This window comes from Rhodanobacter sp. DHB23, from assembly GCF_014842975.1.
Taxonomy (GTDB): Bacteria; Pseudomonadota; Gammaproteobacteria; order Xanthomonadales; family Rhodanobacteraceae; genus Rhodanobacter_A.
Genome location: NZ_JACYXK010000028.1, coordinates 574,355 through 592,357, shown reverse-complemented (window position 1 = coordinate 592,357; position 18,003 = coordinate 574,355). Strand labels below are relative to the sequence as shown.

The window sequence follows — 18,003 nt, the reverse complement described above, 5'->3', positions numbered from 1 at the left end:
CTCCTGCGCGGGAAACAGGCGAGGGCAGGGAATTACTTCGCGGCCTCCGCATTCCAGGCCGCCACCTGCGCCCTGGTCTTCGCCAGCATGCCGTCCAGCGCGGCGCGGTCGTAGACCTGCCCGCGCATGATCACCGTGTCGATGTCGCGCGTGGCGCCGATGTCCTCGAGCGGGTTGCGCTTCAGCAGGACCAGGTCGGCGGCCTTGCCCGCCGCGACGCCGCCGTAGCGGTCGAGCCTGCCGAACCAGGCCGGGCCGGCGCGGGTCGCCGAGGCCAGCGCCTGGGCCGGCGTGAGGCCTTTCTCGACGAACAGGCCCAGCTCCTGGTGCAGGCCGATGCCGGGGTAGTCGAACGAGTTGAGGAAGCCCGCGTCGGTGCCCGCCATGATCGTCACGCCGGCCTGCTGCAGCATCGGCAGCACGGCCGCCAGGCGCTCGAAATGCGCGTGCCGCGCTGTGATGGCCCGGGCGTCGGCCTTGTTCGCGCGTTCGATCCGCCATTCGTAGGTCTTGCGCAGCTTGGGGCCGATGTAGGCGAGGTAGGGGTCGTGGGCGTGGTCGTCGACGTCCAGGAAGTCGATGATGCGGCCGCCGTTGAGGGTCGGCGTGACGAACACGCCCTGCCTGGCGATGCGCCGGTAGGCCGCCATCGCGGTGGCGCGGTCGAAGCCCTGGTCGAGGCGGCGGTTGGCTTCGGCGCGGGTGATCCGTCCGGCCGCGAGGTCGGCGACGATGGCGGCCTCGTCCTTCACGCCGGCCTTGTAGGCGTAGTCGATGTGCTCGATCGAACTTATGCCGGCATCCAACGCCTGCTCGACGGTGAGCGCCATGGGGATGTGTCCCGAGGAGCGCAGGCCGAGGCTCCTGGCGCGCTCGACCGCGTAGAGGAACAGCTGCGGGTCGATCGTGCTGTCGGTGATCTTCACGAAGTCCACCTTGTCCTGCTGCAGGCGGACGAAGGCGGCGTCCACGTCGGCCCGGCTGCCGACCTCGATGGTGCCCTTCCAGACCGGGTGGATGCCCTCCAGCTTGGCGCCGGAGCTGAACAGCTGCGGGCCGAACAGCTTGCCTTCGGCGATCTGCCCGCGCCAGGCGAGCACCTGTTGCGGCAGGTCGCCGGAACAGTCGCGGATGGTGGTGATGCCATGCACGACGTAAAGCGGAAGCAGGGCCTTGTTCTCCTCGACCAGGTCGGGGCCACCGCCGAAATGCACGTGCATGTCCCACAGCCCGGGGATCAGGTAGCGGCCCTTGCCGTCCACCGTGAGCCTGGCCTGCCAGGCCCTGGCGATGTCGTCGTCCGCGCCGACCGCGACGATGTCCTCGCCACGCAGCACGATGGCCTGGTCGGCCACGGTCCTGGCGTGTTCGACGTCGACCACCGTCGCGTGGCGGATCATCACGTCGCCGCCGGACGTGGCGGCGAATGCCGCGGGTGCGATGGCGAACAGCGCGGCCATCGCGCAGGAAAGGGGATGCATCATGCTCGGGTTTGCCTCGTCGGACTTCTGTTCGGGCGCGGACGCGGTCGTGCGGCGGTCGCGCGGGTGGGCGTTGTCCCTGGGAAGGGGTCATGCTAGAAGCTGCCGCATCCATTGATAAGGTAAATATTCAAATGAGTTCCAGTGGAAAATCGAATAGGCTGCTGTTCGATCTCGACCTGCTGCGTGCGCTGCAGGCGGTGGCCGATTGCGGGAGCTTCACCGCGGCATCGGCGCGGCTGCACTCGACGCAATCGACGGTGAGCCAGCAGGTGCGCCGGCTGGAGGACATGGCGGGCCACGCGCTGCTGGTGCGCGGCAAGCGCGACGTGCGGCCGACGGACCAGGGCGAGAAGCTGCTGGCCTATGCGCGGCGCATGCTGGCGCTCAACGACGAGATGCTCGATGCACTGGCGGGAACGGCGTCGGTCACGGTACGCCTGGGCGTGCCCGAGGACTTCATCGCCGGGCGCACCACGCGCCTGCTGGCCGGCTTCAACCGCAGGCATCCGCAGGTCAAGCTCGAGGTGACCACGGGCCTGAGCCGGGACCTGGCCCAGGCCTACGACCACGGCGAGCTGGACCTGGTGCTGGTCAAGCAGCGGCGCAACAGCCGCGAGGCCGTGGCCCGCTGGCCCGAGACGCTGGTCTGGATCGACAGCGCCAGGCATCCCGCGATCGGCCTGGATCCCCTGCCGCTGGTGACCTTCCCGCCGCGCGGGCTGTATCGCGACGAGATGATCAAGGTGGTTGAGGGGCAGGGGCGCGACTGGCGGATCAGCTTCACCAGTTCCAGCCTGTTCGGCGTGCAGGCGGCGGTGGCCGGCGGGCTGGGCATCAGCCTGATCCCCGCCCGTGCGGCCACCGCGGAGCACCGGGTGCTGACGAAGCGGCAGGGTCTGCCCACGATCGACGCGATGGACATCGCCCTGCTGCACCGGCCGATGGCGGACCCGCTCACGCGGGAGCTGGCGGACGAGCTGTCCCGCATGCTGGCGCGCCACCGGAGGTAGGCACGGCTTCAGCCGCGATGCCCTCCAGGATTTCCAGGCGCCCAGCCAGGGGCATCGCGGCTGAAGCCGCGCCTACGCCGGGGAGGCCGGGGCGAACGGTTGTCCTTCGTATTCGCCACGCCGCACGACGACGCGTTCGGCCGGGGCGCCCGCCACGGCTGCGGCGCCGTTGGGGGCGTCGAGCACCACGAAGGTGGCCTCGTTGCCGATCGCCAGTCCGTAGCCGCCCTTGCCGATGGCGCCGGCGCCGGCGTAGGTGACCATGTCCAGCGCGACGTGCAGGTGTTCGTCCGTGTAGAAGCCTGAGCGGTAGCCGACCAGCATCGCCCGCTGCAGCATGTCGCCGTTGCCGTAGGGCCACCAGGCGTCGCGGATGTTGTCGTTGCCGGCGAACACGCGCACGCCAGCTTCGCGCAGCCGCAGCACGGGCGGGAAGGAGTGGTCGCCGGGTGCGTTGGTCATGATGGCGACGCCGGCGTGGGCCAGCGCGTGCGCGGCGCGGTCGACGACCTCGGGCGGTACCTCGCCCAGCGAATAGGCGTGGCTGACGGCCACGCGTCCTTCCATTCCCAACGCCTTGGTGCGCCGGGCGATGCGCAGCAGTTGCTCGACGCCCTGCGCACCCGGTTCGTGCAGGTGGATGTCGACCTTGCTGCCATGCCGCTCGGCGATGCCGAAGACCACGTCGAGCTGGGCCTCGGTGTCGCCGTCGAACGTGCCGGGATCGATGCCGCCGACCACCGCGGCGCCTTCCCGCACGGCGGCTTCCAGCATGTCCGCGGTGCCGGGGCAGGAGACGACGCCCGCCTGCGGAAAGGCGACGATCTCGATGTCCACGATGTCGCGCCACTGCTCGCGCGCTTCCAGCACCGCGTGGAGATGGGACAGGCCGGTACTGGCGTCCACGTCGACGTGGCAGCGCATGGCGATCGTGCCGAAGGCGGCGGCCTGCGCGATCAACGCGCCGGCACGTTCCACCATGGGGCGCGCCCGGGCCAGCTGGCGCTTCTCGTTGGCCAGCCGCTCGCGCAGGCTGGCCGCCGGGAGATGCGGTTGCCAGCGGTCGCCCACGAAGCTCTTGTCGAGGTGGATGTGGCCGTCGACGAAGCCGGGCAGCACCAGGCGCCCGCCCAGGTCGATCGTCTCGGCGGCGGCGAAGGCGTCCCCGGTCGCGGCGAGGCCGGCAAAGCGTCCGTCGCGGACGGCCAGGCACAGCATGTTGCCGTGGAGATCCACGGCGTTCTCGAACAGTCGGTCGAACATGGGGACTCCGATGGGTCGCACGGCGTCCGGCGGATGCGGCGACCACGGTTGCAGGGATGTCCTTCACCCTATCGGGATGGATAAGTCATTTACAAATTAAATGATTGGATGGGCTTCAGTGATCTTGTGAATGACTTGCCGCGCGAGCCCGGGGGCCGTTCGCCTTCCGCTTCCCGTGCGTCCAGGCCCGGGCCAGCTCGACGAAGGCCCGCGCAGCTGCGGCCTGGTAGGCACCGTTCCGCTGCAGCAGCACCACCGTCCGTTCGAGCAGGGCGGGACGCAGGGCGATGGCGTGGAGGTCGTCGCCGCAGGCCACGGCGGTGGGCAGCAAGGTGGCGAGGTGCGTGCGCCGCACGATTTCCAGCAGCGCGTCGACGGCGTTGGCCTCGATCGCCACGTGCGGGCGCAGGCCATGCCGGCGGCAGCAGAGGTCGATCTGCCTGCGCGTGGCGAACTCACCGGAAAGCAGCGCCAGGGATTCGCGTTCGAGCGCCTGCAGTGCCGTGGAACGCCTGCCCGCGCCCGGGTGTTCCCGCCCGACCACCAGGGCGAGTGTTTCCGTCAGCAACGCCTCGGAGGCTACCTCGGGAGAGCCGGCCCGGTCGAAGGCGATGCCCACGTCGAGCCGGTCGTCGAGTAGCAGGGCCTCGATCCGTTCCTGGGGCATTTCATGGATGTCCAGGGCGATGCCCGGGTGGCTGCGGTGGAAGGCTGCGGCCAGCGGGCCGACCAGGTAGGAAGCCAGCGTGGGCATCACGCCAAGGCGCAGCGTGCCTCGGCTCAGGTCGCGCACGTCGTGCAGGGCGCGGCGGCCCGCTTCGAGGTCCAGCAGGGCCCGGCGCGCGTGCTGCAGGTAGGCCGTGCCGGCGTCGGTCAGGCGCGTGCTGCGGCCGCTGCGGTCGAACAGCGCTGCGCCCAGGGTTTCCTCCAGTTGCCGGATCTGCTGCGACAGTGCCGGCTGCGAGACATGCAGCGCCGCCGCGGCGCGGGTGAAGCTGCCGTGCTCGGCGACCGCCAGGAAGTACCTGATGTGGCGCAGGAGCATGGCGTTTCAACCATAAGCAGGGACGATCGCAAGCATAGCAAATGAGTCTTTTGCATTATGGATGCGGGTGCCTACCCTGTGCCGGTGGCCCGAGCATCCGCACGGGCATCCATTCCGACGCATGCAAACGAGGAACCCATGGATTTCGTGAAGCGCACCATCGCCCTGGCCATGAAGAACGTGGAAGAGGGCGGCCGCCCCTTCGCCACCGTGATCGTCCGCAACGGCGAAGTGCTCGCCGAAAGCCCGAACCAGGTGGCCCAGACCAGGGACCCGACCGCACATGCGGAGATCCTGGCGATCCGCGAGGCCTGCCGGAAGCTGGGCACGGAACACCTCGACGACTGCGACATCTACATCCTGGCCAGCCCCTGCCCGATGTGCCTGGGCTCGCTGTACTACTGCAGCCCGCGCCAGGTGATCTACGTCACCACCCGCGAGGACTACGCGCCGTTCTACCGCGATGACCGCAAGTACTTCGAGCTGGACACTTTCTACGCCGAATACGCCAGGCCGGTGGCCGAACGGCGCCTGCCCATGGTGCAGCGGAAGGACGATGGCGCGATCGCGGTGTACCGGCGCTGGCGCGAACTCAACGCATGACGGGCTGGCGCGGATCGGCCAGCACGAGGATTTCCTCGTCGCCGACGCGCACCAGCTGGCCCGCGTGGACCTTGCAGGTCTTGCGCAGCTCCTGCACGCCGTCCACCGTCACCGCGCCGCTGGCGACCAGGTGCTTGCCGGCGCCACCGCTGTCGCACAGGCCCACCAGCTTGAGCAGGTTGTCGAGCTTGACGTAGTCGCGGTCGAGTTCGAAGTGATGGAGATGCTTGCCCATGCGTGATCGCTCTTTGAAGAGTGCAGCCATGGATGGCTGCCCGTTTGATTTTCGCGTCCAGGGATGGACGCACTAGTATCCAGGAGTGCAGCCATGGATGGCTGCCCGTTTGATTTTCGCGTCCAGGGATGGACGCACTAGTATCCAGGAGTGCAGCCATGGATGGCTGCCCGCTTGATTTTCGCGTCCAGGGATGGACGCACTAGTATCCAGGAGTGCAACCATGGATGGCTGCCCGTTTGATTTTCGCGTCCAGGGATGAACGCACAAGTATTCAGGAGTGCGGCCATGGATGGCCACCCGCCTGGCTTCCACCCACATGGACGAACGCACAGGCAAGAAACGCGAAGAACGGGCGGTCCGCGTCCTGCGCGAAGGTGGCGGCGTCGTCGAGCATGCCCAGCAGCACGTCGAAATCCTGCACGGCATCGCGTTGCAGGTCGCCTGCATGCGCGAACAGCAGCACGTGTCCCCAGCCCGGCAGCCAGCCGAGGTCGCGCAGGCAGTCGGCCAGAGCGTCCCAGTTGTGGCCGAAGTCGGCGGGCAGCGACAGCGAGGCGGCGAGGCGTTGCAGCAACCCGGCCTTGTCGGCGCAGCCTGCGAGGTCGGTGCGGCATACGGCAAGCTCGTCGCGGCTGGCCGCGGCGGCGAACCGGGCGAGGTCGCCATCGTCCACGAAATACACGCCATTCTGGCTGGGGCGGGTGAGGTCGGGGTCGAGCGGATGCGCGCTGTTCATCGGGGCACCGTGAACTGGCGGAAGCTGCGGTAGTGGTCGTCCGTGTAGTAGTACACCGCGGGCGGTGTACCGCCAGTGATGATGCGCCGCATGCCACGCGTGCGCGCGCCGGGCGTTTCCACCGTGTACTCGTGGTAGTAGCCGCGCGGCTGTTCGGGCAGCAGGTGCTCGTAATTGCCGAACACCACGCCGTCCTGGTCGTGCGGGAACGGGCCGTCGCGCGCGATCAGCACCAGCGTGTCGCGCGCTTCGGGCGGTAGGAAGGCGGGCAGGACGGCAGAGGTACCGGCGTTCGCCGCGGAAGCCGGTGCGGAAACCGGAACGGACGATGGCGGCGTGGCCGCGAACCGGTTCCACAGGATGGCGAGGAGGACGATCGCAAGCGTGAGCAGCGGCTTCCAGGAGCGCATGCGCATCAATTATCGGCAGTCGGGCGGGGAGCCAGTCTAGCAAGTGTGCCTAGCGTGCCCGCGCGTCATGTCGCAGCCGTTCGGCCAGCGCGATGCCCAGCACCAGCCAGAACGCGCCCAGGGCATAGCCGGCCAGCACGTCGCTGAGGTAATGCGCCTGCAGCACCACGCGGCTGATGCCCACGCTGGCGACCAGCGCCACGGCGATGGCGACGGTGGCGCGGTGGCGCCGGGGCGGGAGGCGGTGCAGCAGCAGATAGGCCAGCATGCCGAAGAACGCCATGCTCATCATGGCGTGGCCGCTGGGAAAGCTGTAACCGGTCTCCGCCACGAAGGCGTGGCCGCCGAACGGGCGGGCGCGTTTCACGAACTGCTTCGCGGCTTCGCCGCAGGCCGCGGTGCCGCCCAGCGCCACGCACCATGGCACGAACGAGCGCCAGTCGCGTCCCAGTGCCAGCAGCAGTGCCACTGCCGCCGCGGCGACCATCAGCAGCGCGGGTTGGCCGATGCCGGTGACGAGTGCAACCACGCCCAGCACGTCGGGCCGGAGCTGCTCGTGCAGCGCCTGCGCCAGCGCGGCGTCGAAGCGGACCAGGGCGGTATGCGTCCATACCGCCCAGCACAGCAGGACAAACAGTGTGCCGAACAGCGCCAGCAGGGTCGCGGCGGTGTGCGGCTGCAGTGCGAGGTAGTCGTTCCTGCCGGTGGCGGCCAGCCTGCGGCGGCGCGCGAGGTACCAGAGCCGGTCGCCGGCGAGCAGGGCGAGGATCAGCACGATGGCCCACAGCAGCAGGACGTGCTGGCCGATCCAGGAGAACAGGGATTCCATGAAGACTCGTTGCGTCCGCGTGTAACGAAACGGAAAGATTGCCGCATGGCCGGCATGACTTCCAGCGCTGGCCTTGCCGCGGATTTGCCGTGATAGTGGCGCGATTCATGTTCCCGGAGCCCGCGATGCCACAGCGTCCCCATCCCCTGCGTCCGGCGCTGTGCGCCGCGCTGCTTGCCTTCGCCACGGCGACGGTGGCGCAGACCGCACCCGAGCAGGCGGTGTCCGCATCGTCGCCCGTGCCGGCCGACGCGCCGGTCGTGTTGCCGGCGCAACTGCAGGACTTCGACGCCTACATGGCCGATACCCTGAAGACCTTCAAGGTGCCCGGCATCGCGGTGGCCATCGTCAAGGACGGCAAGGTGGTGCTGGCCAGGGGCTACGGCGTGCGCGAACTGGGCAAGCCGGACCGGGTGGACGCGGACACGCTGTTCGCGATCGCCTCCAACACCAAGGCGTTCACCGCCGCGGCGCTGCAGATGCTGGCCGACGAAGGCAAGCTGGACATGGACGGCCGGGTGATCGACTACCTGCCCGGGTTCCGCATGTCCGACCCCTACGTGACGCACGAGATGCGCATCCGCGACCTGCTGGCGCACCGCAGCGGCCTCAGCCTCGGCGCGGGCGACCTGCTGTACTGGCCGCCGACCAGCTACACCACGGCTGATGTGGTGAAGCGCCTCGCCGACGTGCCGATCCAGAACAGCTTCCGCGGCCACTACGCCTACGACAACATCCTGTTCGCGGTGGCCACGCTGGTGATCGAGAAGGTGTCCGGCCAGCGCTACGCCGACTTCATCCGCCAGCACATCTTCCGGCCGGTGGGCATGGGCGGGACGCTGGTGGACATGACCTACCTGAAGCCCGGCATGGACGCGGCCACCGGCCATGCGCCCTACAACTTCAAGGACATCAAGCCGGTGCCGCCGATGGCCTGGCTCAACGACCCGGGCGCGGGCGGCATCTACGCCAGCGTCGACGACCTCGCCAAGTGGATGAACGTGCAGCTCGCCGGCGGCAGGCTGCCGGACGGCAAGCGGCTGTTCTCGGAGAAGAGCCACCGAGAGATGTGGACCATGCTCACGCCGATCCCGATCGGCAAGCCGCCGATTCCCGAGCTGGCGCCGCTGACCCCGCAGTTCTCCGGCTACGGCGAGGGCTGGTTCCTCAGCGACTACCAGGGCAGCAAGCTGGTGTGGCACACCGGCGGCTGGCCGGGTTTCGTCTCGCGCCTCACCCTGGTACCCGGGCAGGACCTCGGCGTGGTGGTGCTCACCAACCAGCAGTCCGGCGCCGCGTTCAACGCCATCACCTACCGCGTGCTCGACGCGTACCTGGATGCCGCGCACAAGACCGACTGGGTGGCGGTGTACGACAAGGCGGTCAAGAAAGGCGAAGCGAATGCCGACAAGAGCTGGGCGAAGCACGAAGCCGCGCGCGACAAGGACAGCAAGCCTTCGCTGCCGCTGTCCGGCTACGCCGGCACCTACCGCGACCCGTGGTACGGCGACATCGTGGTCGGCGACGAGGGCGGCAAGCTGCGCCTGCGCTTCAGCAAGACGAAGCAACTGGTCGGCACGATGACGCCGTGGCAGCACGACACCTTCATCGTGCGCTGGGACGACCGCTCGCTCGACGCCGACGCCTTCGTCAACTTCGCGCTGGACGACGACGGCCACGTGCGCGAGATGCGCATGCAGCCGGTCTCGCCGCTCACCGACTTCAGCTTCGACTTCCAGGACCTGCGGCCGGTGCCGGTGAAAGTCGCCGAAAAACAGGATTGAGCCTTGAAGCCCCTCTCCCACTTGTGGGAGAGGGGTTGGGGAGAGGGGCTTTGGATTTCGCAAATCTGTCCGCCCTCTCCCCCGACCCCTCTCCCGCAAGCTGGAGAGGGGCGACAAACCGTCAACCAGAAGGGGATCACCATGCGTAATCGTCCCGTAGTTGCCGCGCTGTTCGGTTGCGGCCTGCTGTTCTCCGTCGCCACGCTCGCACGCGACACCGCGCCGAGCGCGCCGGCCCAGAGTTTCTTCCGTGTGCAACTGGGCGGGGCAGCGGCGCAGCCGGTATCCGGCCGCCTGCTGCTGTTCGCCATCGCCGCGAAGGACGCCGAGGCGGCGGCGAAGGAGCATGGCGGCGACGGCAAGGTGGAGGAGGTGGACACCAGCCCGTTCTTCCCCACCCAGACGGCGGTGGCCGCGCGCGAGGTGGGCCGGCTGGCGCCGGGCCAGGCGGTGGACGTCGACGCCGACGAGATCGCCTTCCCGCAGGCCTGGTCGCGGCTGCCGGCGGGCGATTACTACGTGCAGGCCGTGCTCGACGTGCACCACGACTACAACTACCACGGCCGCGACGGCGGCGACCTGGCGAGCAAGGTGGTGAAGTTGCACCTGCCGGCGGCGGCCATGCCCGACCTGGCGCTGACGGATGTCTTGCCCGAGCGCAAGGCGTGGGACATTCCGAAGCGCTACCTCAGCGAGACCACGCTCAAGCATTTCGACGAGGCGCGCCAGCACACGCAGGCCATCGACTTCGTCAGCCCCGCGCTGAGCGCGTTCTGGGGCCGGCCCATCCACCTGCGCGGCTGGGTGATGCTGCCGCCGGGCTATGACGTTAAGGCCAAGGCGACCTATCCCACGGTGTACTACACGCATGGCTACGGCGGCGACGCGGACACGCTGGCGGGCAGTGCCGCGATGGTCTACGGCGCCACCGCGGAAAAGCAGATGCCGCCGATGATCTGGGTATTCCTCGACCAGTCCAGTCCCACCGGCACCACCGAGTTCGCCGACTCGGTGAACAACGGCCCGTGGGGCGTGGCGCTCACCACCGAGCTGATCCCGCAGCTGGAGAAGACCTACCGCATGGACGCGAAGTCCAGCGGACGTTTCCTGCAGGGCCATTCCTCCGGCGGCTGGGCCACGCTGTGGTTGCAGACGCGCTATCCGAAGATCTTCGGCGGCACCTGGTCCACCTCGCCCGATCCCAGCGACTTCCACGACTTCACCGGCGTGGACCTGTACGCGCCGCACGCCAACGTCTACCGCAAGGCCGACGGCACGCCGTACCCGCTGGTGCGTGACCACGGCAAGGTGCTGGCGACGTTCGAGCAGTTCGCCCGGCTCGAACGCGTGATGGGGCCGTACGGCGGCCAGATGGCCTCGTTCGAGTGGGTGTTCTCGCCCAAGGGCAAGGACGGCCGGCCGCAGCCGATGTTCGACCGCGACAGCGGCGACGTGGATGCGGCCGTGGTGGACTACTGGCGCGATCACTACGACATCGCCTATCGCCTGCAGCACCACTGGCAGGAACTTGCGGGCGACCTCGACGGCCGGATCCACCTCTACGTGGGCACGGCCGACACGTTCTACCTGGACGGCGCCGCGCACCGGCTCAAGACGGTGCTGGACGGCCTGCACGCGAAGTCCGACATCCGCTTCATCCCGGACCGCACCCACTTCGACCTGTACCGCATCGGCGACGACCGCCAGGGCCTGCTGAAGGACATCAGCTGGCAGATGTACGAGGTTGCACGCCCGCATTCCACGCTGAAGCCGCCGGCGCAACATGGATGATGAATGCGCTGCGCGCTTCGCATCGCATCGACATGGTTTTACGGCATAGTGGCGCCACCGACGCGGAGTTACCCGCGTCCGGACGCCACGAAGCATGCAACCGGCAGCATCCTGCAGGGGCGTTGCATGCGACGGGCGAGCGGCACGGCGCACTGGGGCGAGGGCAGGGCCGGCCGCCATCGGGCAACCATCGCGGAAGAGGGAGTTTGAAGATGAAAGCATCGATCGTGTTCGCCATGGCGTTCGGCTGCGTGCTGGCCGTGCCGGCGGTGTTCGCGCAGTCCGCCGCACCGGCTGCGTCCGCAACCCCTGCCGCCACCGCGCCTGCCGGCTCCACCGGCCAGTGCAAGGACGGCAGCTACACCAGCACCGCCACCAAGCGCGGCGCCTGCAAGGGCCACAAGGGCGTGAAGGAGTGGTACGCCGCCGGCGGCGCCGCGTCGTCGAAGGCGGCTGCGCCTGCCGCCGCCGCACCTGCCGCACCTGCCGCCGCTCCGGCCGCAGCCGCGGCTCCGGCGAAGAAGGCATCCGCGGCCGCTCCGGCCGCCGCCGCCGCGCCGGGCGGTGGCCCGGGCATGGTGTGGGTCAACGACAGCAGCAAGGTCTACCACTGCCCTGGCGACAAGTGGTACGGCAAGACCAAGCACGGCGAGTACATGAGCGAAGCCGACGCCAAGGCCAAGGGCAACCGCGCCGAGCACGGCAAGGCCTGCACGCCGTAATCCTGGCGCTGCATCACCGGGAGAAATGCGAAGGCCGGCGCAAGCCGGCCTTCGTCTTGTCCGGGTGGCGATTTCTGGCTGGTCATCCCGGCGAAGGCCGGGGTCCAGTGCAAGTACCGCGTCCGCAGGACACAAAATCTTTTGAGCGCTTCGCACGGCGTATTGAAACCGGATCCCGGCCTTCGCCGGGATGACAAGCAAGCGAAGCGCTATTCCGACGACGGCGCCGCGGGGCTGTCCTCGCCCAGCGGTCCCAGGTTGCGCACCACCATGCTCGTCGGCGTGGACAGCGGCAAGTTCGCCGCGCGCAGGCGGGCGAGGATGTCGAACAGCACGTCGCTCTTCACCGCCGCCACGTCGCGCGGGCTGCGCACGTAGGAGGTGATGCTGAAGGTCATCGAGCTGGCGTCGATCTTGTCCAGCCGCACCACCGGCGGCGGAGTGCCCAGCGTGGCCTGGTGCGCTTTCAGCGCGTCCAGCATCAGCTGGCGCGCACGGTCCGCGTCGGTGTCCAGCGGCATCGGCAGCATGATGCGCACGCGGCCCTGCGCGCTGCCGTGGGTCACGTTGCGCACGGTCTGGGCGATCAGCTGCGAGTTCGGCACGATCAGGGTGGAGCGGTCGCCCAGCTGGATCTCGGTGGCGCGCACGTTGATGCGGCGGATGTCGCCCTCCACGTCGCTGGACAGGCTCACCCAGTCGCCCACCTTCACCGGCCGTTCCACCAGCAGGATCAGGCCGCAGAAGAAGTTGGACACGATCTGCTGCAGGCCGAAGCCGATGCCCACCGACAGCGCGCTGGCGATCCAGGCGATGCTCTGCAGGTTCACGTTGAGGGCGACCAGCGTCAGCGCGAGCACCAGCACGCCACCCAGGTAGCCGAGCAGGGTGACCACGGATTCGCGCATGCCCGCATCCATGCCGGTGGTGGGCAGCAACTGGTCCCGCAGCCAGCGCTTCAGCACGCGCAACGCCACCAGGCCGAGCACGAACACCACGATGGCGCCCAGGATGGTGTCGAGGCTGATGGGCAACTGGCCCAGCTGGAGTCCGTTGAACAGCTGCTGCAGGCGCTGCGCCAGCTCGTCCGGGCCGGCGTCGAACGGCGCCAGCACCAGCGCCAGCGCCACCAGCGTCAGCAGCACGCGGCTGACGCCGGTGAGCACGGTGGCGGCCTGCTCCAGCGTTTCCGGCGAGATGTCGAAGCCGGCCTGCAGGTGCTGGCCGCTGCGGCCATGCGGCGACAGCAAGGTGTCGAACAGATCGCGCGCCAGTTGCATCAGCAGGTACAGGCTGGCGACCACCAGCCCCGACCACAGCATCTGCACGGCCACGAAGAAGGCCAGCGCGATGAAGCCGGTGAACACCGCGAGCCAGCACACCACTACGCCCAGCGTGACGGCAAAGCTCAGCAGGCCCACCCACAGCGGCCGGCGCGGGCGGGCATCGCCCTGCGAATCCGCCTCGTGCCGCGCATGGCGCAGGCGCAGCAGCAGCGAGCCGACCAGGCTGCTCAGCAGCAGGGCCAGCAGGGCGTGCAGCAGCACCGTGGCCGGCAGGCTGGAACCGATGCTGCGGGTGATGCGCTCGACGACGCCGGTGAACAGCGCGGCACCGCCCAGCAGCCACGGGAAGCGCCGCAGCCGCCGCGCCGCGATGTCGGACAGCGGCAGCAGCCGCCACGACGCGCGCTGCGCCGACAGCAGCGCACTGCCCAGCCCGGCCATCAGCGAGGCGAAGATCACGGCGCGCATCGTCGACGTGGCCAGCGTGTCGAGATCGGTGTCCAGCGTGTCGTTCCAGTTGATGCCCAGGTGCACCAGCTTCGCCGCCAGCCCGATCACAAGCGTGGTGGACAACGCCATCACCGCCGCCGTCGCGCTGCGGCGCAGGTGGCCGTCCGGCAGCCAGCGCGCGGCGACGAAATGCCATAGCCGCTGCAGCGACCAGCGGCCGCCGGCGAGCAGCAGCACGGCGGCGCACAGGCACAGCAGCAGCGGCGTGCGGTTCGGCGGCTGCCACGCGTCGCCCAGGCCTTCGGCCCAGTCCGCGGCGAAGCGGCGCAGGCGCGTCGCGTCGCCGGGCAGCGCGCGCACCTGGTCGGCCCAGAACGGGTGGCCCAGCGGCGTGCCGGTGCGCTCCGCCAGCCGCGCCTGGAACTGGTCGCTGCGCAGGCCGCTGATCTGCGTCATCACCTGCGCGGCGTCGAGGTTCAATGATTTCGCCTGCACGATCTGCGCGTTGAGGCCGGCCTGCGCCTTGTCCAGTTGGCGGCGCTGCGCGGCCACCTCCGGCGCCTCCGGCGGCGCGCCCTTGGCGGGCGCCGGACCCAGCACGGTGAGCTGCGCCTGCAGCGCGCTCATCTGCGGCGCGAGGCTGTCGGACAGTTGTTGCGCCTGGTCCTGCACCTGCGTCGCGCGCGTGCGCAGGTCGGACAGCGCGGCGCCGTCGAGCTTGCCCTGCTGCGCATTCGCCAGCGTGGACTTCACGGCGCCGAGCTGGTCGCCCAGCTGCTGCAGGGTTTGCGCGGGCGTGGCCGCGGCGGCATCTGCATCGGCACGCGCCCAGGCGGGGGTAGCGACGAGGGCCAGGGCCAGCAGGATGGCCGGCAGCGCCGGCAGGCGACGGATCAGGGTAGGCATCCCGGCAATGATCCGGGCCGCGTCGCAGGGGGTCAACCGGCGGGGGCATGCGTGCGGTGCTGGCGTTCAGGCCGGTGCGCAGCCGGCATGGAGCGTTTCCTTGGTTGACACAGACAGGTTTGCAGTGCAAACCTATTTGCATGATGGTGGTCATGGAGTCGTGCCTTGCCGAACGGGATGCGGGAAAAACTGGACGAGCTGGAATCCCTGACCCGCGAATACGCGCGCTATTCGCGCAGTGCGGGCGGGCTGTCGTCGGTGCTGGGCGGAGCGTGCTGCCTGCTCGCCTATCTGCTTGGGGGCCTGCTGCCACCGACGCCGGCATTGCGCATCGTGCTCGTGGCGTTGCCGCTGACGTGGCTGCTGGCCAGGCGGGGCATGGAGCGTCACTACTACCAGCGCTTCGGCCACGTGGAGGAGCAGGAAGGAGCAGTCGAACGCCGCACCCATCGCCTGTGCATCGGCGCGGCCCTGCTGGTCGCCGTGTCGGTGACGGTTTCCGCGCTGTCGCATGGGGCGCGCCTGTCGATGGGAGTGGTCGCCTACCTCGCGCTGGCCTGGTTGCTGGTGCTGGCGGGGTGGCGCTGGTTGCGCAGCCCGCTGGACTTCGTGGTGGGCACGTTCCTGTTCTGCCAGGCGGCGGTGTCCTGCGCGGGGTTCGCCTATCCGGTGATGGGCACCGTCGCGGCGGGCCTGGATCCGCCGATGGCGCTGCTGGCCCTGCTGTTTCCGCTGGCGGCGCTGCTGCTGATCGCGCGTGGCGTGGCCGACCACCGCCGCTTCCGGCCATTGTGCGAACGCTTGCTGCAGCTCCGCGGCAAGGCAGGCGCGGCATGAACGCCCCGTCGCGCATCGGCGCGGTGATGGCGCTGGACCGGCTGGTGCACGAGCCGGCGCGGCTGCTGATACTCGCCGTGCTGGTCAACGCCAGGGAAGTGGAATTCGGCTTCCTCGAACAGGTCAGCGGACTCAGCAAGGGCAACCTTTCCAGCCATGTCGGCAAGCTGGAGGCGGGCGGCCTGGTCGAGGTGAAGAAGAGTTTCCGCGGCAAGCGCCCGCTCACCGAGCTGCGCATCACCGCCGCCGGCCGCAAGGCGCTGGCCGACTACCGGCAGAGCCTCGCCATGGTGGTGCAGGAGTTGCCGGCGCCTGGCGTCGCGGCGAAGCGGAAGTAAGCGCCTGCCGCCCGGTTTGCCATCCATCAACCAAGGGGAACCAACCATGTCGGCTGCCATCGTCGTCTTCATCGTGATTTTCGTCGCCGTCGCCAGTGGCTATGCGGCGCGCAGGAAACGCACGAAGAAATAAGGGGCGCCCTTGCGAACCGGCGGGTGCGCATCCACGCTAGGGACCTCCCCCGCAAGACGTGCGCACGCCATGATCTTCCGCTGGTTCGAATCCCTGATCGACGCGTTCAAGGAGCCGGTCGACGGCATGCCGCCGAAGCCGGTGTGGCGCTTCTACGCGTTCTACCTGCGGCAGGCGTGGCCGGTGTTCGCGGCGGCCATCGTGGTCGGTTTCTGCGTGGCCGTGGTCGAGGTGTCGCTGTTCGGCTTTATCGGCCGTATCGTGGACCTGGCCAGGGGCGCGCCCGCCGCGGATTTCTTCCACCGGCACGGGCGCGAGCTGCTGGGCATGGCGCTGGTGGCGCTGGTGGGGCGGCCGGTGTTCAACAGCCTGCACGACCTGTTGGTGAACCAGGCCATCGTGCCCAGCCTCACCAACCGCATCCGCTGGCAGAACCACCGCTACGTGATCCGCCAGAGCCTGGCCTTCTTCCAGAACGACTACGCCGGGCGCATCGCCAACCGCATCATGCAGACCGGCAGCGCGCTGCGCGAGTCGGCGGTGCAGATCGTCGACGCGATCTGGTACGTGGTGATCTACACCGGCAGCGCGATCGCGCTGTTCGCGCATGCGGATTTCTGGCTGGCCGTGCCGCTGGTGGTCTGGGTGTTCGCCTACGTCGGCCTGCTGTGGTTCTTCATACCGCGCATCAAGCAGCGCTCGTGGAAGGCATCCGAGGCGCGCTCGAAGCTGATGGGCCGTATCGTGGACGGCTACAGCAACGTGCTCACGCTGAAGTTGTTCGCGCACACCCGGCGCGAGGAGGCCTACGTGGCCGAGGCGATGGGCGAGCAGACCGACAAGCTGCGCCGGATGACCCGCGTCACCACGGCGATGGACGCCAGCATCACCACGCTCAACGGCTTCCTGATCACCGGCACCACCGGGCTGGCGCTGTGGCTGTGGAGCACGGGCCACGTCACGGTGGGCGCGATCGCGTTGTCCACCGGGCTGGTGATCCGCATCAACAACATGTCCGGCTGGATCATGTGGGTGGTCAACGGCATCTTCGAGAACGTGGGCACGGTGCAGGACGGCATCACCACCATCGCGCAGCCGCGCGCGGTGCAGGACCGCGAGGGCGCGATGCCGCTGGAGGTGACCAACGGCGCCGTGCATTTCCACGACATCCATTTCCACTACGGCAAGCAGGGCGGCGTGATCGCGGGCCTGGAGCTGGCCGTGCGCGCCGGCGAGAAGATCGGCCTGGTCGGGCCGAGCGGCGCGGGCAAGTCCACCCTGGTGAACGTGCTGCTGCGCCTCTACGACCTGGAGGAGGGCCGCATCACCATCGACGGCCAGGACGTGGCGCAGGTGACGCAGGAAAGCCTGCGCTCGCAGATCGGCGTGGTGACCCAGGACACCTCGCTGCTGCACCGCTCGATCCGCGACAACATCCTGTACGGCCGTCCCGACGCCAGCGAGACGCAGATCGCCGAGGCCGTGCGCAAGGCGCGCGCCGACGAGTTCATCCCCACCCTGGTCGACGGCGAGGGCCGCACCGGCTACGCGGCACTGGTGGGCGAGCGCGGCGTGAAGCTTTCCGGCGGCCAGCGCCAGCGCATCGCGATCGCCCGCGTGTTGTTGAAGGACGCACCGATCCTCGTGCTGGACGAAGCCACCAGTGCGCTCGACTCCGAAGCCGAGGCGGCGATCCAGGAAAGCCTGGACCTGCTGATGCAGGGCAAGACGGTGATCGCCATCGCGCATCGCCTGTCCACCATCGCGCGGATGGACCGGCTAGTGGTGCTGGACAAGGGGCAGATCGTCGAAACCGGCACGCATGCCGAGCTGGTCGCGCGCGACGGCCTGTATGCGCGGCTGTGGAAGCGGCAGACGGGCGGCTTCGTGGCGGTGGAGGACGAGTCGGCCTGAAGCAGGAAAGCCGGATGCTTGCGCATCCGGCCCTGGTGTCTGAGCACTTCGAAAATGCCGTCTGCCAATCCCCTCTCCCGCTTGCGGGAGAGGGTGCCCGAAGGGCGGGAGAGGGCGCGGGCGAAGCAAGAGCTCACCCTCTCCCCAACCCCTCTTCCTCGCTCCTCAAAACAGGGCCATCCATGGCCCTTCCCCGCGTCCGCAAGCGGGCGAGGGGCTTTCGG

The 18,003-nt window shown here is 69.1% G+C and carries 16 protein-coding genes; 8 read left to right on the top strand and 8 right to left on the bottom strand.

Annotated features, from left to right (window positions below; all coding sequences use genetic code 11):
• Positions 1–32: 32 nt before the first annotated feature.
• Positions 33–1,484 (bottom strand): amidohydrolase family protein, encoded by a 1,452-nt coding sequence (locus tag IHE47_RS14615; RefSeq protein ID WP_192107077.1) that lies wholly within the window; start codon positions 1,482–1,484, stop codon positions 33–35.
• Positions 1,485–1,615: 131 nt separating this feature from the next.
• On the opposite strand from IHE47_RS14615, the gene IHE47_RS14610 reads away from it, so the two are divergent.
• Positions 1,616–2,494: a LysR family transcriptional regulator gene (locus IHE47_RS14610; RefSeq protein ID WP_192107071.1), complete on the top strand. Its 879-nt coding sequence runs from the start codon at positions 1,616–1,618 to the stop codon at positions 2,492–2,494.
• A gap of 72 nt (positions 2,495–2,566) precedes the next feature.
• On the opposite strand, the gene IHE47_RS14605 is transcribed toward IHE47_RS14610, so the two are convergent.
• Both IHE47_RS14605 and cynR read right to left on the bottom strand, forming a co-directional pair.
• Positions 2,567–3,757, bottom strand: coding sequence for an amidohydrolase family protein (locus tag IHE47_RS14605; RefSeq protein WP_192107069.1), 1,191 nt, complete (start codon positions 3,755–3,757; stop codon positions 2,567–2,569).
• Positions 3,758–3,872: 115 nt separating this feature from the next.
• On the bottom strand, positions 3,873–4,802 hold the full coding sequence (cynR, locus tag IHE47_RS14600) for a transcriptional regulator CynR (RefSeq protein WP_192107067.1): 930 nt from the start codon (positions 4,800–4,802) through the stop codon (positions 3,873–3,875).
• Between the two features lie 138 nt (positions 4,803–4,940).
• On the opposite strand from cynR, the gene IHE47_RS14595 reads away from it, so the two are divergent.
• Positions 4,941–5,405 (top strand): nucleoside deaminase, encoded by a 465-nt coding sequence (locus IHE47_RS14595; RefSeq protein WP_192107065.1) that lies wholly within the window; start codon positions 4,941–4,943, stop codon positions 5,403–5,405.
• Here IHE47_RS14595 and IHE47_RS14590 read toward each other — a convergent pair.
• The 4 genes from IHE47_RS14590 to IHE47_RS14575 form a co-directional block, all read right to left on the bottom strand.
• Complete coding sequence (locus IHE47_RS14590) at positions 5,395–5,640, bottom strand: RNA-binding S4 domain-containing protein (RefSeq protein ID WP_192107063.1); 246 nt, start codon at positions 5,638–5,640, stop codon at positions 5,395–5,397. The genes IHE47_RS14595 and IHE47_RS14590 overlap by 11 nt on opposite strands.
• Before the next feature lie 274 nt (positions 5,641–5,914).
• Complete coding sequence (locus IHE47_RS14585; RefSeq protein ID WP_192107061.1) at positions 5,915–6,379, bottom strand: barstar family protein; 465 nt, start codon at positions 6,377–6,379, stop codon at positions 5,915–5,917.
• Positions 6,376–6,789 (bottom strand): ribonuclease, encoded by a 414-nt coding sequence (locus IHE47_RS14580; protein WP_192107059.1) that lies wholly within the window; start codon positions 6,787–6,789, stop codon positions 6,376–6,378. Before IHE47_RS14580 ends, IHE47_RS14585 begins: the two co-directional genes overlap by 4 nt.
• Positions 6,790–6,838: 49 nt before the next feature.
• On the bottom strand, positions 6,839–7,618 hold the full coding sequence (locus IHE47_RS14575) for a phosphatase PAP2 family protein (RefSeq protein WP_192107057.1): 780 nt from the start codon (positions 7,616–7,618) through the stop codon (positions 6,839–6,841).
• Positions 7,619–7,743: 125 nt separating this feature from the next.
• On the opposite strand from IHE47_RS14575, the gene IHE47_RS14570 reads away from it, so the two are divergent.
• The 3 genes from IHE47_RS14570 to IHE47_RS14560 all read left to right on the top strand — a co-directional run bounded on the left by IHE47_RS14570 (position 7,744) and on the right by IHE47_RS14560 (position 11,915).
• The gene (locus IHE47_RS14570) at positions 7,744–9,402 is read left to right on the top strand and encodes a serine hydrolase (protein ID WP_192107055.1); all 1,659 of its coding nucleotides are present in this window, start codon (positions 7,744–7,746) and stop codon (positions 9,400–9,402) included.
• A gap of 141 nt (positions 9,403–9,543) precedes the next feature.
• Positions 9,544–11,193, top strand: a complete 1,650-nt coding sequence (locus tag IHE47_RS14565) for an alpha/beta hydrolase-fold protein (protein ID WP_192107053.1) — start codon at positions 9,544–9,546, stop codon at positions 11,191–11,193.
• A gap of 212 nt (positions 11,194–11,405) precedes the next feature.
• A complete protein-coding gene (locus IHE47_RS14560) occupies positions 11,406–11,915 on the top strand; it encodes a DUF3761 domain-containing protein (protein ID WP_192107051.1) in 510 nt (169 codons plus the stop codon).
• 209 nt (positions 11,916–12,124) lie between these two features.
• Here the strand turns inward: IHE47_RS14560 and IHE47_RS14555 are convergent, their stop codons facing one another.
• Entirely contained in the window at positions 12,125–14,557 is a 2,433-nt protein-coding gene (locus tag IHE47_RS14555; protein ID WP_192107049.1) for a DUF3772 domain-containing protein, read from the bottom strand.
• A gap of 165 nt (positions 14,558–14,722) precedes the next feature.
• Here IHE47_RS14555 and IHE47_RS14550 point away from each other — a divergent pair, with 165 nt between their 5' ends.
• The 3 genes from IHE47_RS14550 to IHE47_RS14540 all read left to right on the top strand — a co-directional run bounded on the left by IHE47_RS14550 (position 14,723) and on the right by IHE47_RS14540 (position 17,779).
• Positions 14,723–15,394 carry a hypothetical protein gene (locus IHE47_RS14550; protein ID WP_225561893.1) on the top strand — a complete coding sequence of 224 codons (672 nt, stop codon included), beginning with the start codon at positions 14,723–14,725 and terminating at the stop codon, positions 15,392–15,394.
• Positions 15,391–15,732 (top strand): transcriptional regulator, encoded by a 342-nt coding sequence (locus IHE47_RS14545; protein WP_192107047.1) that lies wholly within the window; start codon positions 15,391–15,393, stop codon positions 15,730–15,732. Before IHE47_RS14550 ends, IHE47_RS14545 begins: the two co-directional genes overlap by 4 nt.
• Before the next feature lie 205 nt (positions 15,733–15,937).
• Positions 15,938–17,779 carry an ABC transporter ATP-binding protein gene (locus IHE47_RS14540; protein WP_192107228.1) on the top strand — a complete coding sequence of 614 codons (1,842 nt, stop codon included), beginning with the start codon at positions 15,938–15,940 and terminating at the stop codon, positions 17,777–17,779.
• The last annotated feature ends 224 nt before the right edge of the window (positions 17,780–18,003 follow it).